Annotated in this window: 22 protein-coding genes and 1 tRNA gene; 6 read left to right on the forward strand and 17 right to left on the reverse strand. The window is 65.1% G+C overall.

Features of this window, described 5'->3' with window-relative positions:
• Positions 1-751: 751 nt before the first annotated feature.
• Entirely contained in the window at positions 752-1,855 is a 1,104-nt protein-coding gene (locus ACW4E8_RS13435) for a porin (protein ID WP_456804962.1), read from the reverse strand.
• A gap of 22 nt (positions 1,856-1,877) precedes the next feature.
• On the opposite strand from ACW4E8_RS13435, the gene ACW4E8_RS13440 reads away from it, so the two are divergent.
• Positions 1,878-2,054 (forward strand): hypothetical protein, encoded by a 177-nt coding sequence (locus tag ACW4E8_RS13440; protein WP_456804963.1) that lies wholly within the window; start codon positions 1,878-1,880, stop codon positions 2,052-2,054.
• Here the strand turns inward: ACW4E8_RS13440 and ACW4E8_RS13445 are convergent.
• From ACW4E8_RS13445 to ACW4E8_RS13460, 4 genes are all read right to left on the reverse strand, one after another.
• Positions 2,039-2,266, reverse strand: a complete 228-nt coding sequence (locus ACW4E8_RS13445) for an MFS transporter (RefSeq protein WP_456804964.1) — start codon at positions 2,264-2,266, stop codon at positions 2,039-2,041. The two genes, ACW4E8_RS13440 and ACW4E8_RS13445, sit on opposite strands and share 16 nt — an antisense overlap.
• A complete protein-coding gene (locus tag ACW4E8_RS13450; RefSeq protein ID WP_456804965.1) occupies positions 2,263-3,618 on the reverse strand; it encodes an MFS transporter in 1,356 nt (451 codons plus the stop codon). Before ACW4E8_RS13450 ends, ACW4E8_RS13445 begins: the two co-directional genes overlap by 4 nt.
• A 58-nt stretch (positions 3,619-3,676) precedes the next feature.
• Complete coding sequence (locus ACW4E8_RS13455) at positions 3,677-4,435, reverse strand: SDR family NAD(P)-dependent oxidoreductase (protein ID WP_456805119.1); 759 nt, start codon at positions 4,433-4,435, stop codon at positions 3,677-3,679.
• A gap of 90 nt (positions 4,436-4,525) precedes the next feature.
• A complete protein-coding gene (locus ACW4E8_RS13460; protein WP_456804966.1) occupies positions 4,526-6,283 on the reverse strand; it encodes an FAD-dependent oxidoreductase in 1,758 nt (585 codons plus the stop codon).
• A gap of 172 nt (positions 6,284-6,455) precedes the next feature.
• Here ACW4E8_RS13460 and ACW4E8_RS13465 point away from each other — a divergent pair, with 172 nt between their 5' ends.
• On the forward strand, positions 6,456-7,253 hold the full coding sequence (locus tag ACW4E8_RS13465) for an IclR family transcriptional regulator (protein WP_456804967.1): 798 nt from the start codon (positions 6,456-6,458) through the stop codon (positions 7,251-7,253).
• A gap of 283 nt (positions 7,254-7,536) precedes the next feature.
• On the opposite strand, the gene aceB is transcribed toward ACW4E8_RS13465, so the two are convergent.
• Complete coding sequence (aceB, locus tag ACW4E8_RS13470) at positions 7,537-9,123, reverse strand: malate synthase A (protein ID WP_456804968.1); 1,587 nt, start codon at positions 9,121-9,123, stop codon at positions 7,537-7,539.
• A gap of 44 nt (positions 9,124-9,167) precedes the next feature.
• The gene (locus ACW4E8_RS13475) at positions 9,168-9,869 is read right to left on the reverse strand and encodes a haloacid dehalogenase type II (RefSeq protein WP_456804969.1); all 702 of its coding nucleotides are present in this window, start codon (positions 9,867-9,869) and stop codon (positions 9,168-9,170) included.
• Between the two features lie 281 nt (positions 9,870-10,150).
• Here ACW4E8_RS13475 and ACW4E8_RS13480 point away from each other — a divergent pair, with 281 nt between their 5' ends.
• Together ACW4E8_RS13480 and ACW4E8_RS13485 are read left to right on the forward strand one after the other, a co-directional pair.
• The gene (locus ACW4E8_RS13480) at positions 10,151-11,101 is read left to right on the forward strand and encodes a LysR substrate-binding domain-containing protein (protein ID WP_456804970.1); all 951 of its coding nucleotides are present in this window, start codon (positions 10,151-10,153) and stop codon (positions 11,099-11,101) included.
• Between the two features lie 176 nt (positions 11,102-11,277).
• Positions 11,278-11,712: a universal stress protein gene (locus tag ACW4E8_RS13485; RefSeq protein ID WP_035821526.1), complete on the forward strand. Its 435-nt coding sequence runs from the start codon at positions 11,278-11,280 to the stop codon at positions 11,710-11,712.
• An 83-nt stretch (positions 11,713-11,795) separates the two neighbouring features.
• Here ACW4E8_RS13485 and loiP read toward each other — a convergent pair whose 3' ends face one another.
• From loiP to ACW4E8_RS13510, 5 genes are all read right to left on the reverse strand, one after another.
• Positions 11,796-12,557 carry a metalloprotease LoiP gene (loiP, locus tag ACW4E8_RS13490; RefSeq protein WP_114134201.1) on the reverse strand — a complete coding sequence of 254 codons (762 nt, stop codon included), beginning with the start codon at positions 12,555-12,557 and terminating at the stop codon, positions 11,796-11,798.
• Between the two features lie 244 nt (positions 12,558-12,801).
• Positions 12,802-12,877 (reverse strand) — tRNA-Met (locus ACW4E8_RS13495).
• A gap of 287 nt (positions 12,878-13,164) precedes the next feature.
• On the reverse strand, positions 13,165-14,448 hold the full coding sequence (gene aceA / locus ACW4E8_RS13500; protein WP_456804971.1) for an isocitrate lyase: 1,284 nt from the start codon (positions 14,446-14,448) through the stop codon (positions 13,165-13,167).
• A 337-nt stretch (positions 14,449-14,785) separates the two neighbouring features.
• A complete protein-coding gene (locus ACW4E8_RS13505; RefSeq protein ID WP_456804972.1) occupies positions 14,786-15,754 on the reverse strand; it encodes an alpha/beta fold hydrolase in 969 nt (322 codons plus the stop codon).
• 107 nt (positions 15,755-15,861) lie between these two features.
• Complete coding sequence (locus ACW4E8_RS13510; RefSeq protein WP_456804973.1) at positions 15,862-16,758, reverse strand: LysR substrate-binding domain-containing protein; 897 nt, start codon at positions 16,756-16,758, stop codon at positions 15,862-15,864.
• A gap of 122 nt (positions 16,759-16,880) precedes the next feature.
• Here ACW4E8_RS13510 and ACW4E8_RS13515 point away from each other — a divergent pair, with 122 nt between their 5' ends.
• Positions 16,881-17,867 carry a zinc-binding dehydrogenase gene (locus ACW4E8_RS13515; protein WP_456804974.1) on the forward strand — a complete coding sequence of 329 codons (987 nt, stop codon included), beginning with the start codon at positions 16,881-16,883 and terminating at the stop codon, positions 17,865-17,867.
• Between the two features lie 23 nt (positions 17,868-17,890).
• On the forward strand, positions 17,891-18,388 hold the full coding sequence (locus ACW4E8_RS13520) for a YybH family protein (protein ID WP_456804975.1): 498 nt from the start codon (positions 17,891-17,893) through the stop codon (positions 18,386-18,388).
• 84 nt (positions 18,389-18,472) lie between these two features.
• Here ACW4E8_RS13520 and ACW4E8_RS13525 read toward each other — a convergent pair whose 3' ends face one another.
• The 5 genes from ACW4E8_RS13525 to ACW4E8_RS13545 form a co-directional block, all read right to left on the reverse strand.
• A complete protein-coding gene (locus ACW4E8_RS13525) occupies positions 18,473-18,889 on the reverse strand; it encodes a gamma-glutamylcyclotransferase family protein (RefSeq protein WP_456804976.1) in 417 nt (138 codons plus the stop codon).
• Positions 18,890-18,891: 2 nt separating this feature from the next.
• On the reverse strand, positions 18,892-19,389 hold the full coding sequence (gene rraA, locus ACW4E8_RS13530) for a ribonuclease E activity regulator RraA (RefSeq protein WP_456804977.1): 498 nt from the start codon (positions 19,387-19,389) through the stop codon (positions 18,892-18,894).
• A gap of 48 nt (positions 19,390-19,437) precedes the next feature.
• The gene (locus ACW4E8_RS13535) at positions 19,438-21,177 is read right to left on the reverse strand and encodes a thiamine pyrophosphate-binding protein (RefSeq protein WP_456804978.1); all 1,740 of its coding nucleotides are present in this window, start codon (positions 21,175-21,177) and stop codon (positions 19,438-19,440) included.
• 57 nt (positions 21,178-21,234) lie between these two features.
• Positions 21,235-22,506, reverse strand: coding sequence for an MFS transporter (locus ACW4E8_RS13540; protein WP_456804979.1), 1,272 nt, complete (start codon positions 22,504-22,506; stop codon positions 21,235-21,237).
• A 133-nt stretch (positions 22,507-22,639) separates the two neighbouring features.
• Entirely contained in the window at positions 22,640-23,464 is an 825-nt protein-coding gene (locus ACW4E8_RS13545; RefSeq protein WP_456804980.1) for a LytR/AlgR family response regulator transcription factor, read from the reverse strand.
• Positions 23,465-23,543: the final 79 nt, after the last annotated feature.

Raw genomic sequence — 23,543 nt, forward strand, 5'->3', positions numbered from 1 at the left:
CCTGCTTCGTTTTAGTCATAAACACAGTCGTATGCCTACCCGCTATTGTAAGTGGGGGACTGTGTCCGGCGATTCAGGGGGCCGCTCCACTATGCAGCGCGGCCTGGTAGGCGGGATGGCCCGGATCTATGCACTTGATAGCTGACATGATTGGCACCTCCTCAGAGGATTCTAGTCGGAAAAGGTACGGCGTTATGCCGCCTTCCTGAACACACCATGCGCTCGTTCTGGTGGATGCCGGCAATGTCGAACGGCCGCCGCCGGCAAGCCCGATGCGCCAGCGTACGGCCCTACCGGATTCGAAGTTTGGCTCGCAGAAACCCATAACCGGTAACGGCAAGGTGCAGCCCATGGACGCGCACACCACAAGGTACTCCGTATGGACACGCGGGACTGAAGGCACACCGCCCACCCAACAGGCCGTTGCCGACCCTTCTCTGCCTTTCGCTGATCGGATGGGCAGATGGCGGCTTCCAGGCTACAGCGGTCGTCCGAGCCTTCCTGCCGGCCGGCAAGTGCTCGGCCGGTGCGGAAGTTCGCAGAGACTCGACCGCCGGCTGCGTGCGATCGTCGGCGAGCCCACTTGGTGACGTCGCCAATGTGGCGAGACAAGGTGTCAGTCAGCAGGCCAGCCCCTTCACTTTCAGGCCTGCAAAGCCCTCTGCCAGAGTACGAGCGCTGGCGCGTGCCTCGCTCCCCAGACGTGGGAGCGAGGCAGGTAGAGGCAGAAGGAAGGAACTACCTGCGGACTTCAAAAGATGTGCCGCACCCCTACGACGGCTCCTAGCTGATTCTGGCCGGGATTGGCATTTCCGAACGACTTGCCGGAGTCGAAGAAGCCGAGATTCGCGACGCCCTTGTTCTTTGTATAGCCGAGAGAGGTATACGCGTGTGTCCGCTTCGAGAAGGCATAGTCGGCATTGAATGCGAACAGCCAGGGATCACTGCCCGTATTTCTGAAATCCTGGAAATAGGCGGCACCAGCCAGCGTGATAGCAGGCGTGAGTTGCCAGTTGGCGCCCAGCCAGTACAGGTTGGAGCCCTGGTTGGCTGCGCCCGCGACGGACCCGGGTACGACGCCGCCGTCGTAGCCTCTTGCCCAGCGATAACCGGCAAACAGCTTGGCCGGGCCGATCCTGTAGGTCGCTGCCGTTGAAACTCGCCTCACCTTGGCATCCGGCGTGACGGTGACAGTGCCGGTGTTGATTTCGTCATACGCGGCAGCGACACCAAACGGCCCGGCGTCATAGGTCAGGAAGCCGCCGTACTCGCGCCCCAGGCTCGCATGGCCGGGCACTTCACTGCCATTGACCACGCTGCTGTCCGCGCCGAAGCTATAGAACGCCGACGCAGTCAGGCCGCCAAAGGCGCCGACATATTTGACCGAATTGTCGGCCCGCTGGATATATGCGAGATCCTGGGTAAAGATCGAATACTTGGTCGCCAGCGTCATGGGATCGTAGTTGCCGACGAAGTCGAAGAACGCGCTTTGCTGCCTTCCCAGCAGGATTCCGCCCCACGATCCCCGCAGTCCGACATAGGCCATGCGGCCAAAGAGGCGGCCACTCTGGCCGGATTTTCCGGTGTCGACGTCGAACCCGCTCTCCAGCACGAACACGCCTTGCACACCGTTTCCGAGGTTTTCGGTACCCCGAAGTCCCCAGCGGGAGCCGGCGATATTTCCGGAAGTCACGCGATAGACGCTGTCTCCATTCCCGGGCTGGTGATTGGCGTACTCGATGCCGCTATCAACTACGCCATACAGGGTCACTTCGGAATGGGCTAATCCTGTGGCACCCAGCAGAGAGAGCGCCACGCAGCAGGTGATACCGCTTCTTGTCGTCAAGTCTTGCATCTTGGATCGTTCAGTTGTCTTGATGCGTATTCGTTCGGGTTTTGTAAAAAAAGGGCTTTCCTCGACGCGCCGAACGGCCCGTCGTCAGGTGAATCGGGAAGTGGAAGCCAGCAGCGATCAGCGTCGTGATCGCTTCAGGGCAAACTGGTTCGATGGCTGGCAGGTGGCAGGCATCTATGGCAGCTATCCGGGACGGTGACGGGGACCGTCTGGTTTGCCGAAGCGGTCGCCGAGCGGTCCATATACGAGCTGCATCAGGCCATAGGCCAGCGCGAACGCGGAGATGGACCACGCCGCCATGCCAATGGGTACATCGAAGTCCGACGACAGTGCCGGAAGCAAGGCGTCACAGGCGCGCATGGACGCCATGCTCATGACCGCCGCAATGGCGAGAGCTCCGAACCGCCTCACTCCGCCACCCTTGCCATCGGATAGGCGTGCCGGGGCTTCGCGATCATGAAGACCGACCCTGCCGCGAGCAGCGCCGGCACGGCGAGCAGGCCGAATACATCGCCGAAGCCCCAGCCAAGACCGAGAAGGCCTGCGCCGATGAAGGCGCCGACCATGCCACCGATCCGCCCGATGCCCTGCATCCACGCCACGCCCGTCGTACGCGCCTCGGTCGGATAGAGGCCTGCGGCATAGGTGGACATCGAAGTTGCCGCGCTCGTGACCAGGGTGCCACAAAGGAAAAGCGAGATGCCGAGGAACTCCGGATGATCGACACCGCGTCCCACCACGATGACGAGCACAGCGGCCAGCAGGAACGCTACGACGATGGTACGGTTGGCATTGAAGCGGTCCATGAGCCAGCCCGCAACAAGGTTGCCGAGCAAGCCGCCAAGGGGAAACAGGGAGGCCAGCAACGCGCCACGTTCCACGCTGAATCCGGCTTCACGGAACAGCGTCGGCATCCAGTTCGTCATCAGGTAATAGATCACCAGCCCCATGAAGCACGACAGCCAGAGCAGGAACGTGCGCCGCCGGTATCCGGCCGACAGGATGAGTGCAAGAGCCGAAGCCTTTCCCGCCTTGCCTGCCGAAGCCATCGGCGCGACGAACACGCAGTGTTCGAGCGATTGCCGAGGTGCAATGCGCTTCAGGATGCGCGCGATCCGCTCGGGCGCCCTGGCGCGCACCGCCAGGAACTGGGCCGACTCGGGAAGCAGCGCAAGGAGCAGCACGGCGAGTATCAGCGGCGCGATGCCGCCAGCCGTCAACACGCTTCGCCAGCCGAAATGAGGAATCAGCCAGGCCGATGCCGCGCCGCCCGCCACCAGCCCACCGGAGAAGCCGCAGTACATGGCATTCACCGCAAGGGAACGCAGACGCGACGGCGCGTATTCCGACATCATCGTGATGGTCGTCGGCATGGCCGCACCGAGCCCGAGTCCGGTCAGGAAGCGCAGGACGGTCAATGTGCCGACGGTCTGTGCATGGGCGGCAACGAGTGTCCATCCTCCGAAGCACGTGACAGCCGCCACCAGTACCGTCTTGCGGCCAATGCGATCCGCCACGGGTCCCGCGAAGATCGCGCCCAGGCTCAGGCCAGCCAGTGCTGCGCTCATGACGACACCGAGTTCGCCGCGGCCGATGCCCCACTCGTGCGCCAGCGACGGTGCGACAAAACCGATTGCCGCCGTGTCATAGCCGTCGGCCGCCACGACGAGGAAGCAGAAGGCGAGGACCAGCCACTGGCAAGGGGAAAAGCGTTCGGCGTCGATGAAGGACTGCACGTCGATCGTGCGGGATGACTGTTTCATCGTTGTCTCCTGGATGGGCGGGCAAGCGCGCTATGCGCGCTTGCCTCGTTTGTGAGGGTCAGGCGGCGAGGTACCCGCCGTCCACGGGCAGGGTCACGCCGGTCACATAGGTGGACATCGACGAGGCGAGAAACAGCACCGCGCCCACCAGCTCTTCGGGTTGCCCAACCCGGTTCATCGGGACGCGGGACATGAAGCGTTCGAGCTTCGCCGGGTCCGTGCGCGTGGAAACGGTCATGGGCGTTTCGATGACGCCCGGTGCAATGGCATTGACGCGCACACCGTCGCGCGCGAGGTCGGCTGCCAGCGACTGGGTCAGCATCTTCACCGCGCCCTTCGAGGGCGAGTAGCCGAGCGTGTTCGGCTGGCCCGAAAGCGACGCGATGGACGCGACGTTGACAATGGCGCCACGGGTCTGCCGCAGGGCCGGCAGCCACGCGTGGCAGACGTTGAAAGTCCCTTCGTGGTTGACCTTCATCACCCGCTGCAGGTTGGCCAGCGCATTCTCGCTGTCGATGCCCTCGCGAATGAGGATGCCGGCGTTGTTCACCAGCACGTCGACGGGGCCGACGCAGGCGGTGATCTCTTCGGCGACGGCGCGGCATTGCGCGGCATCGGTCACGTCCAGCGCGCAGGCGCGTGCCACATGTCCACGGGCATCGATCATCGCCGCCGTCTCGTCGGCATTGGCTTCGTTCATGTCGGTCACGACGACCGTCGCGCCGGCTTCTGCGAGGCCGATGGCGATGGCCCGGCCGTTGCCCTGGCCCGCGCCGGTTATGAAAGCGACCTTCCCGGTCAGGAGTTGAGGAATCATCATGATTGCAATCGAGGGAAATTCAGGGTGAACGCCGCCACGCGGCCGCCGCAATGCGGCCGCGTGGGTGACAAAAATCGGGTAGGGAATTCAGTGCATGGCCAGAGGCTCGCGCGCGGCAGCCGCGCTCGCTTTCGGGGGCGTGGCCTGAACGTGATCGGCGATGTGGTTGCCCGCGACATAGCCAAAGGTCAGACCCGGGCCGAGCGTGATGCCCGCACCGCTGTACTCGCCGCCCATGATGCTTGCCGCATCGTTGCCCGCTGCGTAGAGGCCGGGGATCGGACCGCCGTCCCGGGAGACGACTTGGGCGTGCTCGTTCGTACGGATGCCCATGAATGAGCCAAGGTCGCCCGGTACGAGCTTGAGCGCATAGAACGGACCGTTGGCCAGCGGCGCGACGCAGGGATTGGGCGTGTGCAGCGCGTCGCCCTGATAGCGGTTGTAGGCTTTGCTGCCGCGCCCAAACTCGGGATCGCGGCCGTACTGCGCCGTTTCGTTGTACTGGCGAACGGTGGCGTCGAGTGTCGCCGGATCGACACCGATCTGCTTCGCAAGGTCCTCGATCGTCTTGCCGCGCTTGAGGTAGCCGTTGCGCAGATGCGGCCCGAGCGGCATCGGGAACGGCTTCACGAAGCCGAGGCCGTAGTGCCGGATCGCCGCATGGTCGGCGATCAGCCAGCACGCCGTCTCCGGCTTGCCCTTCGAGGCGGCGATCATCGCCAGCACGAGATCGTGGTACGAGTTCGCCTCGTTGGCGAAGCGCTTGCCATCCAGACTGACGGCAATCACGCCTGGTTTCGCCCGGTCGATGAAGTGGGGCATGATGCCGGTCGTGCCGTCCTTGCGCGGCACGAGCGACATGGGCGTCCACGCGGCGGCATTCGACAGGGTCTTGTCGAACACACCGCCCACCTCTTCGGCCATGCGCATGCCGTCGCCCACATTGGTCTGCGGCGTTGGCGAGAAATGGCCGTGCCCGGCCTTCACGTGCGGGTAAGTCTCCTTGCACCGCTCGAGGTTGTGCGGGAATCCGCCGCTGGCCAGCACCACACCGTGACGCGCCTTCACGCTGACCCGCTGGCCGTCGCGCTCAAGCACCGCGCCGGTGACGCGCCCCCCCTCCTGCAACAACTGCACGGCAGGCGACGACATCCATACCGGGATCGACAGGTCGGCTGCCGACTTCGCGAGCCGCGCGGCCAGCGCGTTGCCGTTGGTCAGCGTCATGCCCCGCCCGTACTTCATCACCTCCAGGAAATGTTTGGTCAGACGTTTGGTGACATACCAAGCGGACTGCAGCGATCGCGTCACCCGCATGAAATGGACGATCTCCTTGCCGGAACCGATCGTCACGCCGAAGACCGTCAGTTCCGGCAGCACGGGGCCGAGGGTTTTGAGCAGCGGGCCGAGCTCGCGCGCGTCGTATGGACGCGTCACCATCGAGCGGCCGCCCTGTGCGGCGCCGGGCGCCTCGGCGTGGTAGTCCGGGAACGTGAGCGGCATGTCGAACTGGACGGCGGTCCTCGTCATGAAGAACTCGATCGCTTTCGGGCCGTTCGCCAGAAAGGCGCGTACACGCGCCTCATCGAACCCGGCGCCGGCCTGGTTCCGGATATAGGTCAGCGCCTGGTCCGGTAGTTCGTGATGGCCGTATGCCTTGCCCAGATGGGTGTTCGGCACCCAGAGCCAGCCGCCCGAGCGGGCCGTCGTGCCGCCGTAGTAGCTCGCCTTCTCGGCCACGATGACCTTCAGCCCCCGGCTGGCGGCGGTAATGGCCGCGGACATGCCGGCGACGCCTGATCCGATGACCAGAACATCACATTTTTCCTGTTGCAGTGTAGACATCGACTTCTCCATTCAAGTGCGGGCGGTACGGCCGCCAAAAGCGGCGCCACCATGTTTGCTAGATTAGTACTAGCGCGCTTGAAATTATCTACAGGTTAACCCTACGCTTGTTCATTAGATAATGTCTAGTGCTATACTGCGCGCACTATCCATCTCATGGCAGGGACATATCGTGGACCAGACCGACCAGGCACCCGAGCGAGAGCGCCGCGGCATCCAGTCGATTGAAGTGGGAGGAGAAATCCTGAAGGTGCTGGCCTCCGAGGCCAGGCCGATGGCGCTACGCGATCTCGTGAAGGCGGCGAACATGCCGTCCGGCAAGATCCATCCGTATCTGGTGAGCTTTGGCAAGATCGGGCTCGTCGCCCAGGACCCGGTCACGGGTCACTACCTGCTCGGCCCGATGGCCATCCAGCTCGGGCTGACCAGCCTGCAGACGCTGAACCCGATCCGCGAGGCCACGCCGTTCGCCGAAGCGCTTTCGGAAGAAACGTCGCACGCGGTCGCGCTCGCTGTTTGGGGAAACCTTGGGCCGGTCATCGTGCGGCTGATCGATGCGTCCTATCCCATCCACACGAACATCCGCACCGGCACGGTCATGTCGCTCGCCAATACGGCGACCGGCAGGGTTTTCTCGGCATTCCTGCCACGTCAGTTCACCGAAAAGCTGTTGCTGGACGATCGCATACGGCTCGGCCCCGATATTGCGCATCCGCTGGACGCCGCCGTGGTCGAGGAAATGATCAAGGAAGCGCGGGCGCGCCACATGTCCCGCGGCATCAACCATCCCACGCCAGGGATCGTCGCCTTTTCTGCGCCGGTGTTCGATTATTCGGGAAACATTGCGCTGACGATCACCATCATGGGACCGACCGGCACTGTTGATACCGATTGGGAGGGGCCGGTGGCCAAAGCATTGGATGCTTGCGCGCAGGCGGTTTCGAAGCGCCTCGGCTACAGGGGCTCGTAGAAGTGCAGCACGGCTGAAGATGGCCGGATGCAGTCGTTCCCACCGCGACAATCCAATGTGTATCCGATTGCATGGACATGCGCCAAGGCCAGACCGTGGAGAATATCTGACCTGTCCCATCGCTCCCGTCAACTCAGTTCAGACGCCGGAGACACCATCCCCGTTGTGGAATCCAAAGGCGTCGCCCTACCCACTGTCACACTGACGTCCTGGCGAGACCCCCAAAAGAAAAAACCGCAGCCAAAGCTGCGGTTTTCTTCATCCTACAAGAGCAATAGCCCGCTCAAACTTCCTCATACAGCGGCAGCGTCAGGAACTCGGCAAAATCCTCCGACGTAGACATCTGCTCAAAAATCTCAGCAGCCCGGTCATACGCCTTGGTATCGCCACCCACCAGTGCCTTCACCTTGGCCAGCTCTTCCGGAATCAGCTTGCGCACCAGCTCAGCCGTCACCTTGGTGCCGTCTTCCAGCTTGCCCTTCGGCGAACGAATCCACTGCCACACCTGCGAGCGCGAGATCTCGGCCGTAGCAGCATCTTCCATCAGGTTGTGGATCGGCACGCAGCCGTTACCGTCCAGCCAGGCGCCCAGGTAGTGGATGCCGACGTTGATGTTCATGCGCAGGCCGTGCTCGGTGATCGGCGTTTCCGGCTTGAAGTCGAGCAGGTCGGCGCCCTTCACTTGCACGTCCGGGCGTTGCTTGCCGAACTGGTTCGGCTTGTCGCCCAGCACTGCCACGAATTCCTTCATGGCCGGCTCGACCAGGCCCGGGTGGGCCACCCAGCCGCCGTCGTAGCCGTCGGTGGCGTCGCGGCGCTTGTCGCTGATGATGCCTTCCATGGCGATGGCGTTCTTCTCCGGATCGTTCTTGATCGGGATCAGCGCGCTCATGCCGCCCATGGCGGGAGCGCCACGGTGGTGGCAGGTCTTGAGCAGCAGCAGCGCGTAGGCGCGCATGAACGGCGCGGTCATCGTGACCTTGGCGCGGTCGGCCAGGCAGAAGTCCTTGTCGTTCTTGAACTTCTTGATGCACGAGAAGATGTAGTCCCAGCGGCCGGCGTTCAGGCCAGCGCTGTGCTCGCGCAGTTCATACAGGATTTCGTCCATCTCGAACGCCGCCAGGATCGTTTCGATCAGCACGGTGGCCTTGATGGTGCCTTGCGGCAGGCCGATTTCGTTCTGCGCCATCACGAAGATGTCGTTCCACAGGCGCGCTTCCAGATGGCTTTCCATCTTGGGCAGGTAGAAGAACGGGCCGGCGCCGCGGGCGATCTGCTCCTTGGCGTTGTGGAACAGGAACAGCGCGAAGTCGAAGATGCCGCCCGAAACGCGCTTGCCGTCGATGGTGATGTGCTTCTCGTCCAGGTGCCAGCCGCGCGGACGCACTTGCAGGGTGGCGATCTTGTCGTTCAGCTTGTATTGCTTGCCCTTGGATTCCAGGGTCAGCGTGCGGCGCACGGCGGCCTTCAGGTTGACCTGGCCCTGCAGCTGGTTGTGCCAGTTGGGGGTGTTGGAATCCTCGAAGTCGGTCATGTAGCTGTCAGCGCCCGAGTTGAAGGCGTTGATGACCATCTTGGCCTCGACCGGGCCGGTGATTTCCACGCGGCGGCATTCCAGGGCCTGGGGGATCGGGGCAACTTTCCAGTCGCCTTCACGGATGCTCTTGGTTTCCGGCAGGAAGTCGGGGAGCTCACCGGCGTCCAGGCGCTTGGCGCGTTCCACGCGCGCGGCCAGCAGTTCCTGACGGCGCGGTTCAAAGGCGCGGTGCAGCTTGTCTACCAGGGCCAGGGCTTCCGGCGTGAGGATATCTTCGTAGGCCGGCAGGATCTCGCCGGTAATCTTCATGCCCGCGGGCAGCGTGATAGCCATCAGTGTTCTCCTGTAAACGATAGGCTTGGTTATTTGGGGGCCTGCTACACCGCCACGCCACGGGCGCGGACGAATTCCAGCAGGTCGTTCATGTCGTGCCCGGTGCCGGAGGGGGCTACGTCGAGCCGCTCCGCCGGATGGCCGGCACGGTTGATCCAGAACGTGGTGTAGCCGTACCAGGTGGCGCCGCAGGCGTCCCAGCCGTTGGACGAGACAAAGAGCATCTCTTCCGCGGGCAGGCTGAAGGCTTGCGGCCCCAGCGCGTAGGCGGCCGGCGCGGTCTTGTACTGGCGCACGGCGTCCACCGACAACACGTGGTCGAACAGGCCATGCATGCCGGAGCTCTTGACCGAGATGTCCAGCATCTCGGCATTGCCGTTGGACAGGATGCCCAGCGGCAGCCCGGCGCGGCGCAGGCGCTTGAGCGCTCCCAGGTTCTCCGGGAACGCAGACAGGCACGCATATTCCTTGAGCAGTTGCGCTTCGGCGGCTTCGTCCAGCGTCAGGTTCAGGCGCTCGGCGGCGTAGCGCAGCGCGTCCACGGTGATCGCCCAGAACGGCTTGTAGCGCGAGCCATCGGTGGCGGCCATGGTGCGGATGCGCGTGTAGTCGATCTGCCGGTCCCGCCACAGCAGCGCCAGCGCCTCGCCGCGGCCCGGGAACAGCTGTTCCGCGCGCGCGGTGACGGAATACACGTCGAACAGCGTGCCATAGGCATCGAAGACGACGGCGCGGATCTTGTTCATGAGGGCCTGGGCAACCTGCAACGGTACGGGCGACTGGGTGGATGGACGAGCAGACCACAGCTGCGTGGCTCTGTACACCATTGAATGCATCGAATTGTAGGGAGACGCTGCAGTGCGGCAAAGTGGTCGCGGGTCACTTGATCTTTTACTTTTACGCCACTAATCTTGGCTGACTAAAACAAAACTCCGCACCAAATCCTCCTCACTGCCGGCCATATGGACGCAACGCCACCGATTGCGTGACCATGCCGGCACACCGCAGGCACATCAGGCAAACATTTGTGGACCATTTCAAACAACTGGAGACCTTTGTATCCGTCGCGTCGCGCGGCAGCCTTTCCGCGGCGGCGGCGGCTGAAGGCGTGGCGCCGGCCATCATCGGGCGGCGCATCGACGCGCTGGAGGAGCGCCTGGGCGTCAAGCTGCTGGTACGGACCACCCGCAAGATCAGCCTGACCTTTGAAGGCTCTGCCTTCCTGGAAGACTGCCAGCGCATCCTGAACGACCTGCACAACGCCGAGGCCAGCGTCTCTGCCGGCGGGGTCAAGGCCAGCGGGCACCTGCGCGTGACCGCCCCGGCGGGCTACGGCCGCAAGCACGTGGCACCGCTGGTGCCGCTGTTTATTGAGTCGCACCCCGACGTTTCGATCACGCTGGACCTGTCTGACCGCGTGGTCGACCTGGTCAATGAAGGCTTCGACTGCGCCATCCGCCTGGGCGACCTGCCCGACTCCAGCCTGGTATCGATCCGGCTGGCCGAGACGCGCCGCGTGGTGGTGGCCTCGCCCGAGTACCTGGCGCGCGCCGGGCGCCCCGGGGCGCCGGAAGACCTGCAGCGCCACAACTGCCTTGCCTTTGGCGCCAGCGCCAATGTGCAGCGTGGCTGGGTGTTCCAGGAGGAAGGCCGCGCGGTCACGATCAAGGTGGGCGGCACCATGGAATGCAGCGACGGCGCGGTGCTGCATGAGTGGTGCCTGCAAGGCAACGGGCTGGCGTGGCGCTCCTGGTGGGAGGTGGGCAGCGAAATCGCCAGCGGGCGGCTGGTGACGGTGCTGGATGAGTTCCAGGCGCCGCCGATCGGCATCCACGCGGTGTTTCCGCAGCGCAAGCACCTGCCGCTGCGGGTGCGGCTGTTTATCGACCACCTGAAGAACACCTACGGCAACCCGTCCTACTGGCGCCGAGCCGAACAGGCTGCGGCCATGCCGGTTGCGGAGGTCCTGGCGGACTGAAGAATGGCGCCCCTGCCGGTGTGCTGAGACACTTTCATTGCAATTGATTCCGCGCAATGCCCTTCTCGGCACACTGACTACAATGGATTCGTGACAGGCGCTTCCCGGCGCCCCGGCATCCGCCGATGCCAGCTGGCTGCCCTGCCCCGATCCCCTAGTCAGAAAAGGAGCCCCGCATGTTCCAACATATCCTGCTACCCACCGACGGCTCGGAACTCTCCAAGAAAGCCATCAACGGCGGGCTGGAGCTCGCCAAGGCCATCGGCGCGCGCGTCACAGCCTATGTCTGCCTGGAGGAGTACCCCTACACGCCGTTCAGCGAAATCGTGGTCGAGGCCCCGCAGGCCTTCAAGGACCGCATCGAGAACCAGGCCAAGCTGTACCTGAAGGAAATCGAGAACCTGGCCACGTCGGCCGGCGTGACCTTTGATGCCGATATGTCGACCTTTGCGGTGCCCTACCTGGGCATCATCGATGCGGCCGAGCGCCATGGCTGCGACGTGATCTTCATGGCGTCTCATGGCCGGCGCGGGTTGTCCGGCCTGCTGCTGGGCAGCGAGACGCAGAAGGTGCTGACGCATACCGACATCCCGGTGATCGTCTACCGCTGACCCCCGGGCGCGCAGCGCCAACAAAGCAAAACCGCCCGCACCGGCATGACCGGTGCGGGCGGTTTTTTGCTTGCGCAGGCCGCTTACGAAGCCTTGCTGATGCGCTGCTCGATATGCTTGGCGCGGTCTTCCGAGCCCGGGTGCGACGAGAACATGCTGGACTTGCCGCCGTCCAGCTTGGCCAGCTTCTGGAATGCCGTCACCAGGCCGCGGGTATTGGCCTTGTTCTTGGTCAGCAGGTCGAAGGAATAGTCATCCGCCGCGCTTTCCTGCGACTGCGAGAACTGCGCATTGATCAGCTGCTCGCCCAGTTCGCCCAGTTGCGACTGCGACAGCGCTGCCACCGCGCTGTTGCCGGCAGCTGCCGCCGCGCCGCGTGCGGCCGTGGCGGTGTACGCAACCTGCATGGCCTTCTTGGTGTGCCCCAGCGCCACGTGGCCCAGCTCATGGCCCAGCACGCCGCGCACTTCGTCGTCGGTCATCATGTCCATCAGGCCGCTGTAGACGCGCACGCAGCCGTTGGCCATGGCCCAGGCGTTGACATCCTTGGTCATGTAGACCTTGGCGTTGACGTTGGGCACGTCGCTGTTCTTCAGCCCGCTCATGATCTTGACCAGGCGCTTGCTGTAGGTGGTGTTGGCAGCAGCGATCTTGTTGGTCTTGTCCGATTCAGCGCAAGCCTGGTCGGACAGGCTCTTGACGTCGGCGTCAGACAGCGTGGCAGCCTTGGCCAGCGAAGTACCGGCGCTCATCACGCCATCGAGATTGGTGGGCATGCCGCCGGAACAGCCGGCCAGCAGTGCCGCCGCGACGGCGCAGGAAGCGAGCGAGAGAGATGCTTTCATGATGTTGTTCTTGGTAAGTGGCTCGGAAGTGCCGATAAAGGCCCCGGCACTTTAAGCCATCTCTCTTACGGCGGGAATCACCCAAATGCTGCAAGTCGCCAAAAGTGACAATTTATTGCATTCCAGCAGATTCGCACCCGCCGCAGGCCCAGCGCTTCGATACCGGCCCACGACAATGTATCTCTTCGACCAGTTCGCCAATACAAAAAACCCGCGCGGCGCGAACCGGGCGGGCTTTCGAATCTGGTTGCGGGGGCAGGACTTGAACCTGCGACCTTCGGGTTATGAGCCCGACGAGCTGCCAACTGCTCCACCCCGCGGGGCGCAATATACGCGAGTTGGCAGCATCTGGATACCCTTGAATGAGAAAAGCCCCGCCGGCGTGAACCTGGCCGGGCTTGGGAGGTAACTCTGCATGGAGTTTGAATTTTGAGCACCTGTTGAACAGCTACCCGCTACCCCGCACCAGCAATGGCAAATAAAAAACCGCGCCGTCCCTGAGAGAGAACGGCGCGGCGCCTAAATCAGAAAGCGTGATGGTCGCACGCCTTCTTTAACCGCCGGACCCACGTCCCGGCGGGGGTGACCAGGAGAGTCAGGCCACTTTCTAGTCTTCGAAGAACTGCTCGTCTTCGGTCGAACCCTTCAGGGCGGTCGTCGACGACTTGCCGCCTTCGATGGTCTGAGTCACGGCGTCGAAGTAGCCGGTGCCGACTTCGCGCTGGTGCTTGACCGCGGTGAAGCCCTTCTCGGCTGCCTTGAACTCGGCTTCCTGCAGTTCCACGAACGCGCTCATCTGGTTGCGGGCGTAGCCGTAGGCCAGGTTGAACATCGAGTAGTTCAGCGAGTGGAAGCCGGCCAGCGTGATGAACTGGAACTTGTAGCCCATCGCGCCCAGTTCCCTCTGGAACTTGGCGATGGTGGCGTCGTCCAGGTTCTTCTTCCAGTTGAACGACGGCGAGCAGTTGTAGGCCAGCATCTTGCCCGGGAACTTGGCGTGCACGGCTTCGGCAAACTTCTTGGCGAACTCGAGATCCGGCTTGCCGGTTTCGCACCACACCAGGTCAGCCACTTCAGCGTAGGCCAGGGCGCGCGAGATCGACTGCTCCAGGCCGTTCCTGACGCGGTAGAAGCCTTCCACGGTGCGCTCGCCGGTGCAGAACGGCTTGTCGTTCTCGTCCACGTCCGAGGTCAGCAGGTCCGCGGCCTCGGCGTCGGTACGGGCGATCACCAGGGTCGGCACGCCCGAGACGTCAGCAGCCAGGCGGGCAGCGGTCAGCTTGGCGACGGCTTCGCGGGTCGGCACCAGCACCTTGCCACCCATGTGGCCGCACTTCTTCACGGAAGCCAGCTGGTCTTCGAAGTGCACGCCGGCGGCGCCCGCTTCGATCATGGACTTCATCAGTTCGAAGGCGTTCAGCACGCCGCCGAAGCCGGCTTCGGCGTCAGCCACGATCGGGGCGAAGAAGTCGGTGTCGCCCTTGCCTTCGCTCCACTGGATCTGGTCGGCGCGCTGGAAGGTGTTGTTGATGCGCTTGACGACTTGCGGCACCGAGTTGGCCGGGTACAGCGACTGGTCGGGGTACATTTCACCGGCCAGGTTGGCGTCGCCGGCAACTTGCCAGCCCGACAGGTAGATGGCCTTCAGGCCGGCCTTCACCTGCTGCATGGCCTGGTTGCCGGTCAGCGCGCCCAGCGAGTTGACGAACGGCTCGGTGAGCAGCAGGTTCCACAGCTTTTCAGAGCCGCGGCGTGCCAGGGTGTGTTCGACCTGGACCGAACCACGCAGGCGCACCACGTCTTCGGCGGTGAAGTTGCGCTTGATACCCTTCCAGCGGGGATTGGTATCCCAGTCTTTCTGCAGGGCCTGGATCTGTTCTTGGCGGGTCATGGTCACTCTCCTGACGATTGGGGATGGCTGAGAATCTCTTGATCACCCTGGCCTGGGCTGCGTCGCGGTGCTGCTGCGTGGGCCGCTGTTTTTCGCGTCTCAGGTCATGTGTCTTATATAAGAGTGTAGAGAACCCTCCCGCGTTGCAACAACCTCGATCTGCGGTTGCCTCTTAGTTTCTTTCCTTCAATAATTCAATGACTTAGCGATTTTATTTCACGATGCGGGACACGATATTCCATCATGAGAAATGGTCTTGTGCTACGCAAGCCATGTATTTTTGCGGCCCAAAACGTCTTTCCACATCGTGAAAAATGAGCAGGATGCGCTGCGGCCGCTATCGGAGGCGCGCGGCAAGCAGCGCCGGTGAGGCCGGCTCACCTTCTATATGCTCGATAAATTCCCTAACCATGGCGGCAAACCCCTGGACGTCGGCCAGCGGCAGCCAATGGTGCGCGGGCACGGTGCGGCGCCAGAGTCGCGTGGTCCAGCGGTGCAGGTCTTCGGTCAGCGCCGGCTTCACATAGCGGTCATGCAGCGGCACGATCACCTGCACCGGCGCATGGGCATGACGCTGGCGCGGGGCGCGCAGCACGGGCAGGAAGTTGGCGCGGTACAAGCGCACACCGTGGCAGCCGTCGGCGGTTTGTGTGGGGCTGGGCGCCGTGCGCAGGTTCTCGGTCAGGCGCAGGTAGCGCGGCCACGCACGGCCCAGCCACAGCCGCCAGGTCAGTTCAGGCAGCCACGGCAGGTGGAAGGCGCCGATATACCAGGATGCCGCCAGCTGCCGCAGCGTCTTGCCCAACGCAGCCAGCGACCGCTGCCCGCGTAGTTCGCGCAGGTCGATCGCCGCGTGGTCCAGGCATGGGCCGGAGCAAGAGGTAAATGAGGCGATCCGCCCTTGCAGCCGTGCATCGGTGACGAATTCCCAGCTCTGGATCGAACCCCAGTCGTGGCCCACCAGGTGCACCGGGCGCTGCGGCGAGACCGCGTCGATGACTGCGATGAAGTCATCGGCAAGCTTCTGCAGCCGGTAAGCGTCAGTCGCACGCGGCGCGGTTGAGCGCCCCGCCCCGCGCACGTCATAGGCCACCACATGGAAGCGCCCTGCCAACTGCGCCGCCACGCCGTGCCAGACCTCGCTGCTGTCGGGATAGCCGTGCACCAGGACGATGGTGGGCCGCCCTGGCCCGGGCTCACCCCAACTGGTGGCGGACAGCCGCACGTTGCCGGCGTGGATAAAGAACTGCCGGGGAAAGACCTGCGGCTGCGGGGATTGCGGAGCGTTCATGGCCGTCGATTCCATTGGTCGATGTCATCGCCGGTCATGCTACGCAAAAGCAAACGGCGCCGCGAATGGGCGCCGCCTGTTTGAAACAAGCCGGGGTTCAGGTCGCCGGACGGCCGCGCTCATCACCCGGAAGCAATTGTGCTGGCGTCGACCAACATGGAGGCCTGCTCCTGGCAGAACCCGAGGTACGCGCGGACGATCGCGGACGGGTGGCGGTGCGAGGGATAAAGCAGGCTGATCTGTTGCTCTGGCATCGGTTCTCCGGCCAATAGCACAACCAGTCTTCCGGCGCGAATCGCCGACGCGGCAAGGAAAGGCGGAAGTTCGGTGACGACCTCGCCCGCAAGGGCGCGGCTGCGCAGGTGCGTGTATTCGTTGGTGGCCAGCACGCTCCTGGGCGCGACCGTCTGCTCGCCCAGACGCCACTCGCCGGGCGCATTGGCGCCCAGGGCCCAGACCGCGCAGGGAAACCGGTGCAGCGCCTCGACAGACTCGGGCATGCCCAGCCTGTCAATGAGCGCTGGACTGGCAACCAGGACATGGCGATAGGAGAGCACGTGCCGCGCAACCATGGACTCATGGACAATCGGGCCCACGCGCAGGGCCACATCGATGCCGTCTTCGACCAGATCCACGCGCCGCTCTGTCGTGTAGACATGTGTGCGGATATCCGGATAACGCTGCTGGAAAGCCGACAGCAGCTCCCACCACGGCTCAAACCCCGGCGGCAGCGACAACCGTAGCCGCCCCTTCAGCCGGGCCTGGTCGCTGATCACGGCCTGTTCGGCCTCCACCAGGGCCTCGATGCCACGGCCCGCGTGCTCGTAAAGGCGCGCGCCGGCATCGGTCAGGCGTGTGCCGCGCACGGAGCGCTCCAGCAACTGCACGTTCAGCTGCCGTTCGAGCTCCCGGATCCGGCGGCTCAATGTCGGCAGCGGAACACCCAGGCGTTCGGCCGCCGCCGAGAGACTCCCCGCCTGCACCACGCTGACGAACATCTGGACGGCATTGAGGTCCATACATTCCTCTCATTTATGAGAGCAAAATTCCAATTGATCCGCATTTTATTTCATAAATGATTGCTCCACACTGGGTTCAACGGCTGCCAACGGGGCAACCTCAAACCAAAGGAGTGATTTCCATGAAAGCCTATGTCATCGAACAGCCGGGCGGCCCAGAGGTCCTGCAGATGCGGGACATCCCGTCGCCCGAACCGGGTGCCGATGAAGTGCAGATCCGCGTGCGCGCGTTCGGCGTCAATCGAGCCGAGGTCTATCGGCGTACCGGCAAGATGGGGCCGATCTCCGGGCAGGTCGTTCCGGGCATCGAGGCCGTCGGCGAAGTCATCCACGATCCGGCCGGCGTGTTCCGCACCGGCCACCGGGTGGCCACCGCAATGGGCGGTCTGCAGTTCAGCCGCAACGGCAGCTATGCCGAGCAGATTACCGTGCTGCGCAATAACGTGATCTCGCTGGACGGCACTGCACTGTCATGGGAAGAGCTCGCGGCATTGCCCGAGGCGTACCTGACCATCTGGGGCGCACTGGACAAGAGCCTCGCCATCGACCAGGGCCAGACGCTGCTGGTACGCGGCGCGACGGCTTCGGTGGGCCTGGCGGCAGTGGCTTATGCAAAGGCGAGCGGGCTGCGCGTGATCGCCACGACGCGCTCGCCGGCGAACCGGGAACGGCTCGAACAGATGGGCGCCGATAACGTCGTCATCGACTCGGGCGAAGTGGCAAACGCCGTGCGCGAGATCGTGCCCGATGGCGTCGATGCTGTGCTCGAAGTGGTGGGTGCGGCCACGCTGCGGGATTCGATCAAGACGCTGCGCCCGTTCGGCGCGGCCACGGTGATCGGGCTGCTCGGCGGCGCGCCGGTCCTGGAGCAGTTCCACCTGATGCAGGACTTGCCCGCTGCCACGCGGTTGAACTTCTTCCCGAGCGGGCTGTTTGGCACGCCCGCGATGCCGCTGGCCGATACGCCGTTGCGGTGGGTCGCGCAGGAGACCGCTGCCGGACGCATGCCATCGCTACGTACCCAGACCTTTGACTTCGATGACGTTCGCCGTGCGCACAGCCTGCTGGAAAGCGATCGCGCCCTCGGCAAGCTGGTTGTCCGGATCTGATGCTGACCGGGAGGACATTTGCCATGGGTACCTTCACTCCACACCTGCGATCCGCCGCGTTGTTGGCCACGCTGCTGCTGCCGCTGGCCGCCACGGCAGGCAAGGCCGACGCGAACGAAGCGGCCAGGGCCGCCATCACACGGCAGCTGGACCGATACGAGCGGGCGCTCAATGCTTCGGATATCGACGGTGTCATGCAGCTCTACGCCAGGGATGCGACGTTCATGCCGCAGAACAGTCAGCCCGCCGTTGGCCGGGACGCGGTGCGCGACGCCTATCGCCGCGTGTTTGACACGATCAAGCTCAACATCGACTTCAAGATCGACGAGATCCGTCCCGTCTCCCGCGACTGGGCCTATGCCCGCACGCGTTCCACCGGCACGGTAAAGGTTCTGGCCTCCGACCAGTCGCCGGGACCAGAATGCAACCAGGAGCTCTTCCTGCTGCAACGCGAAGCCGATGGCCAGTGGCGATTCGCGCGCTACATCTTCTCGACCACCAATCCCGCCAGGCAGCCGTGAGGAGCCGGCCATGAACCATTGCGGCCGCGGCGCCAGCCGGTGCCAGGGCGTGGGACCGTCTTCCCATGTGGAAGACGGTCCGGATCAGGCCGCAGTCGTATCGCGTGCGCGGCGATAGGCTACCCAGTCGCCGCTGTCGATGCGCGGCAGCGTGGCCACGGCCGACTCGGCCACTGGATACAGCAGGCAGGCAACCGGCTGCCCATCCTGCAACACGGCCCGTTCCTCGCGCACGAACAACGTGGCCTGGCCGGGATAGACCTCTTCGATCTCGTCGAGCACCGGCAACAGCGCGTCGGCAATCTCGTAGATATCGCCCACGACCGGCCCGCCACTGGCGTCCAGCACCAGGCCGGGATAGGTGCCGAAGTCAAAGAGCCTGCCCGCGATCGTCCCCGTGCCCAGCAGCGTGGGCTCGGCAATGCCGTGGCGCTGCGCGGCAGCGTTCAGGTCATTGACTTCGCCGGCACGCAGCGTGCCGTAGACAAAGACGCGCGGCATGCTCAGTTCCCCAGCTTTTCGTCCGAGACCAGCACGCCATCGGCGTCGGCGTAGATCCAGTTGCCCGGGCGCACCACGGCGCCGGGCATCTGCACCGCGACGTCGCTTTCGCCGACGTTGCGCTTCTGGCTTTTCTGCGGATGCACGGCCAGCGTGCGGATGCCGATGTCGCACACGTCCAGCTCGGCGGTATCGCGGATGCAGCCGTTGACGACGATGCCGACCCAGCCGTTCTTCTCGGCCAGCAGTCCAAGGTTGCCACCCACCAGCGCGCAGCGCAGCGAGCCGCCGCCGTCGATCACCAGCACGCGGCCCTGCCCCGGCGCTTCCAGCGCGGTGCGCACCAGCGAGTTGTCTTCGAACACCTTGAGCGTGGCGGCGGGGCCGGCAAAGGCGCCCTGCTTGCCGAAGGCGCGGAACACCGGCGCCATGACGCGCAGGGTGCCGTCGGCAAGGCGGTCTTCATGCGCGTCGCACAGGTCGGTGGTGACGGGCTTCATCGATGGTCTCCTGATAGGTAAGAAAGAATCCGGTCGGGCCGCTCGGCCTCACTGTTGCTTGCTGGCCAGCGCCTGCGCGCGGATGGCGCTCAGCGTGGTACGCGGCGTGATCACGTCCGGGTCCACCTGGATCTCGATCAACGTGGATAGCGGCGCGGCCAATGCCTCGCGCAATGCCGGGGCAAAGGCTTCGGTCGTGGTCACGGTGGCGCCGCGCGCGCCATAGGCGCGCGCCAGCGCGGCAAAGTCGGGGTTGTGCAGCTCGGTGCCCGAGACATGGGTCGGGTATTCGCGTTCCTGGTGCATCCGGATGGTGCCGTACATGCCGTTATTGACGACGATGAAGATCACCGGCGCCTGGTATTGCATCGACGTAGCCAGTTCCTGGCCATTCATCAGGAAGCAGCCATCGCCGGCCAGCGCCACCACGGTGCGCTGCGGGAAGGCGATCTTGGCGCCGACCGCCGCCGGCACGCCATAGCCCATGGCGCCGCTGGTCGGGGCCAGCTGGCCGCGGCCGCCGCTGGTGAACGGCCGATAGTGGAAATACCGGTGCAGCCAGCCGGCGTAGTTGCCGGCGCCATTGGTCACGACCGCGTCGGCCGGCAGCAGCTGGTCCAGCGTGCGGATGACTTCGGCCATGTCGACACCCTGCCCCGCAAACGCGGGCGGCTGCAGGTAGCGTTCGTAGTCGGCGTGCGCGGCTTCGGTCCACGCCTGCCAGCGCGGCGCGGCGGCGGGCTGCAGGCCGGCCAGGCGCGCGGCGATGGCGGGCATCGACGCCTGGATCATCAGGTCGGCCTGGTAGACGCTGCCCAGCTCCTCGGCGCCGGCGTGCACGTGGATCAGCTTTTGCGCGGGTCGCGGCGCGGCGATCAGCGCGTAGCCGCCAGTCGTCATCTCGCCCAGGCGCGGGCCGATGGCCAGCACCAGGTCAGCGTTGCGGACGCGCTCGGCCAGCGCCGGGTTGATGCCGATGCCGACATCGCCTGCGTAGTTGGGATGGCGATTGTCGAACAGGTCCTGGCCGCGGAAGGCGCAGCCCACCGGCAGCGCGAAGCGCTCGGCAAAAGCCTGCAGGTCGGCGCAGGCCTGCGGCGTCCAGCCGCTGCCGCCCGCCAGCACGAAGGGGCGCTCGGCCGCGTTGAGCATCTCGGCCAGCCGCGCCAGGTCGGCCTCACCGGGCCAGCTCATGACGCGCTGGTACGCCTGCAGCTGCGGCACCACCGCCGTCTGCGCCAGCATGTCTTCGGGCAGCGCCAGCACCACCGGGCCCGGGCGGCCGGAGGTCGCGGTCTGGTAGGCGCGCGCAATGTATTCGGGGATGCGTTCGACCCGGTCGATCTGCGCCACCCACTTGGCCATCTGGCCGAACATACGGCGGTAGTCGATTTCCTGGAAGGCCTCGCGGTCCATGAAGTCGGTGCCGACCTGGCCGATGAACAGGATCATCGGCGTCGAGTCCTGGAAGGCGGTGTGCACGCCGATGCTGGCATTGGTGGCGCCCGGCCCGCGCGTGCAGAAGGCCAGCCCGGGGCGGCCGGTCAGCTTGCCATAGGCCTCGGCCATGACGGCGGCCCCGCCCTCCTGGCGGCAGATGATGAAGCGCAACTGATCGCGGCGGCGGTGGAAGCCGTCGAGCACGGCCAGGTAGCTTTCGCCCGGCACGCCGAAAGCCAGCTCGGCGCCGTGCGCCAGCAGCGCATCGACCAGGATATGGCCGCCTGGCAGCGGCGTGCCGTGTTCGGAATCGTCAGGCTGGGTGGCGTTGGCCGGCGTCATTGACATGAAAGCATCCTCAGGCAATCGAATTCGGAAGGCGGTGCTTGGGCGGCCCGGCCCGGGCTAGGCGGCCTCCGCCTGGCCCGCTGCCGCGCCGCGGCGCGAGCGGTTGCGGTTGCCGTTGCCCACCGTCACCGCGGTGAAGATCGACAGCAGCTGGAAGCCGCCGATCATGAAAAACACCCATGCCGGCAGCTTTGCATCCATCAGCGCACCGAAGAACAGCGGGCCACACGCCAGGCCGATATCCAGGCCCGAGTAGACCACGCCATAAACGCGCCCGGTGGCACCAGCGGGGGCGGCCGCGCGCACCAGCAGGTCACGCGACGGCCCCGCGGTACCGGCGCCAAAGCCGATCACGCCCATCAGCACCGGCACCAGCAGCGCCGGCACCAGGTTCAGCCCGACCAGCACCGCCATCAGCCCCGACACAGTGAAGCTCACCGCGATCAGCCGGTCATGGTTGCTGGTACGGCTGGCGGCAAAGCCGCCGACGATCATGCCGCCGGCGCTGCACAGCATGTAGATGGTGTAGGACGCGGTCGCCAGCGTGAACGGCATGCCGTACAGGTAGGTCAGCGCGGTCGGGGCAAAGCTCTGGATGCCGGCGGCGGAGAACGTGGTCAGCAGGAAGAAGGCCCAGCACACCCACACCTGCGGCAGGCGCAGGAAGCCGAGCACGCTGCCGCCAGCCGCCGCAGCCTTGGCCGCAGGCCGGCCCACGGCGCCCTGCACTTCGCGCGGGTCCAGCACGTGGCGCAGCACGACCAGCACGGCCAGCACGATAAAGGCGACCGCCGAGGCCGCCGCCAGCGCCACGCGCCAGCTGGCCAGGTTGGCGATTGCCACCAGGAACAGCGGCGCCGCCGCCCAGCCCAGGTTGCCAGAAATGCCGTGCACCGAGAACGCGTGGCCCAGCCGGGGCTGCGACACATGCTTGTTCAGCAGCGTGAAGTCGGCCGGGTGGAATACGCCGTTGCCCAGCCCCGCCACGGCCGCACCGAACAGCAGCGCGGCATAGCCGGAACTGGTCGACAGCAGCAAGGCCGCGGCGCCCAGGAAGGCCAGCCCGGTAAACAGCACCGGCCGCGCGCCGAAGCGGTCGACCACGAAGCCGGACGCGGTCTGCACCACCGCCGAGACCGCAAAGAACACCGTCATCAGCAGGCCCAGCTCGGCATAGCTCAGGCCGAATTCCGCCTTGATCCACGGGAACAGCGGGGCCAGCAACAGGTGGTAGAAGTGGGAGACCCCGTGGGCCAGGCCGACCAGCCCGATCACCTGGGCGTCATGACGAAGGGGATTGCGCGTGGGATCGAGTGCGGCAGTGGACATGGCGCGGGTGGCAGGGGCTATGCGGCAGGACGGGAGGCGGCAGCCCAAAAAAATACGGGCCGAAGCCCGCATCATAGAGGAAAACCCCTGCCCTCTGCAGCCAGGTGGCGGCCACGCCGCCCGCGGGCGTGCCTCACATCTGCTTGAACAGGTGCGCGTACTGGCGCGCCACCGGCAGCAGCTCGGGGCGGTCGCGCAGCCGCAGCGACAGCCGGCCCAGCGACTGGTTGACCGCGCTGGCCACGCAGGTGATGTTGACCACGGTGCCGCGGTGCACCTGCCAGAAGCGCTCCGGGTCCAGCTGCTGCGTCAGCTCGCGCAGGCTGGTGCGGATCAGTGCCTCGCCGGTGCCGGAGACCACGTTGACGTACTTGTCGGTGGCTTCCAGGTAGATGACTTCGTCCACGGGGATGATGCGCACCTCCTGCCCCACCAGCGCCTTGATAAAGCGCAGGTACTGCCGCTGCGGCGCACCGCCCGTGCCTGGCGTGGCGTTCTCCAGCGATTCCAGGCGCGCCAGCAGCTGGCCGAGCCGGTCGGTGTCCTGCATGGATGCCTCGGATTCCGTGTCCTCGTCGTCGGCGGGGCCGGCCAGGCGGTCCTTCAGGCGCTGCACCGTGGCCTCCAGCCGTTCGCGCTGCACCGGCTTGAGCACATAGTCCACCGCGGCGCGCTCAAACGCCTCCAGCGCAAACTGGTCGTAAGCGGTCACGAAGACCACCAGCGGCGGGGTGTCGAATTCGATCAGTTCGCGCGCCACGTCCATGCCGCTCATGCCCGGCATGCGGATATCCAGGAAGGCCACGCGCGGCTGGTGCTCGCGCGCCGCCGCCAGCGCGGCCACGCCGTCGTGGACCACGGAAACGATACGGGCCTCGGGCCACAGCGACTTCAGTTCAGATTCCAGCACGCGCGCCAGCAGCGCTTCGTCGTCGGCGATCAGAAGGGTCGGGGTCATGGGGGCGTTGGGGTGGTAGATGGGTCCTGGCGTTGTCAGCGGCACCGCCACGGGCGGTGCCAGCCGTTCTTCTTGTCAG

This window comes from Cupriavidus sp. CP313 (assembly GCF_054072015.1).

What these genes read in the sequence shown, in the direction of transcription:
- ACW4E8_RS13435 (WP_456804962.1), bottom strand. Translation starts at nt 1,855, where the DNA reads ATGCAAGACTTGACGACAAGAAGCGGTATCACCTGCTGCGTGGCGCTC.
- ACW4E8_RS13440 (WP_456804963.1), top strand. Translation starts at nt 1,878, where the DNA reads ATGCGTATTCGTTCGGGTTTTGTAAAAAAAGGGCTTTCCTCGACGCGC.
- ACW4E8_RS13450 (WP_456804965.1), bottom strand. Translation starts at nt 3,618, where the DNA reads ATGAAACAGTCATCCCGCACGATCGACGTGCAGTCCTTCATCGACGCC.
- ACW4E8_RS13455 (WP_456805119.1), bottom strand. Translation starts at nt 4,435, where the DNA reads ATGATTCCTCAACTCCTGACCGGGAAGGTCGCTTTCATAACCGGCGCG.
- ACW4E8_RS13460 (WP_456804966.1), bottom strand. Translation starts at nt 6,283, where the DNA reads ATGTCTACACTGCAACAGGAAAAATGTGATGTTCTGGTCATCGGATCA.
- aceB (WP_456804968.1), bottom strand. Translation starts at nt 9,123, where the DNA reads ATGGCTATCACGCTGCCCGCGGGCATGAAGATTACCGGCGAGATCCTG.
- ACW4E8_RS13475 (WP_456804969.1), bottom strand. Translation starts at nt 9,869, where the DNA reads ATGAACAAGATCCGCGCCGTCGTCTTCGATGCCTATGGCACGCTGTTC.
- ACW4E8_RS13485 (WP_035821526.1), top strand. Translation starts at nt 11,278, where the DNA reads ATGTTCCAACATATCCTGCTACCCACCGACGGCTCGGAACTCTCCAAG.
- loiP (WP_114134201.1), bottom strand. Translation starts at nt 12,557, where the DNA reads ATGAAAGCATCTCTCTCGCTCGCTTCCTGCGCCGTCGCGGCGGCACTG.
- aceA (WP_456804971.1), bottom strand. Translation starts at nt 14,448, where the DNA reads ATGACCCGCCAAGAACAGATCCAGGCCCTGCAGAAAGACTGGGATACC.
- ACW4E8_RS13505 (WP_456804972.1), bottom strand. Translation starts at nt 15,754, where the DNA reads ATGGAATCGACGGCCATGAACGCTCCGCAATCCCCGCAGCCGCAGGTC.
- ACW4E8_RS13510 (WP_456804973.1), bottom strand. Translation starts at nt 16,758, where the DNA reads ATGGACCTCAATGCCGTCCAGATGTTCGTCAGCGTGGTGCAGGCGGGG.
- ACW4E8_RS13515 (WP_456804974.1), top strand. Translation starts at nt 16,881, where the DNA reads ATGAAAGCCTATGTCATCGAACAGCCGGGCGGCCCAGAGGTCCTGCAG.
- ACW4E8_RS13520 (WP_456804975.1), top strand. Translation starts at nt 17,891, where the DNA reads ATGGGTACCTTCACTCCACACCTGCGATCCGCCGCGTTGTTGGCCACG.
- ACW4E8_RS13525 (WP_456804976.1), bottom strand. Translation starts at nt 18,889, where the DNA reads ATGCCGCGCGTCTTTGTCTACGGCACGCTGCGTGCCGGCGAAGTCAAT.
- rraA (WP_456804977.1), bottom strand. Translation starts at nt 19,389, where the DNA reads ATGAAGCCCGTCACCACCGACCTGTGCGACGCGCATGAAGACCGCCTT.
- ACW4E8_RS13535 (WP_456804978.1), bottom strand. Translation starts at nt 21,177, where the DNA reads ATGTCAATGACGCCGGCCAACGCCACCCAGCCTGACGATTCCGAACAC.
- ACW4E8_RS13540 (WP_456804979.1), bottom strand. Translation starts at nt 22,506, where the DNA reads ATGTCCACTGCCGCACTCGATCCCACGCGCAATCCCCTTCGTCATGAC.
- ACW4E8_RS13545 (WP_456804980.1), bottom strand. Translation starts at nt 23,464, where the DNA reads ATGACCCCGACCCTTCTGATCGCCGACGACGAAGCGCTGCTGGCGCGC.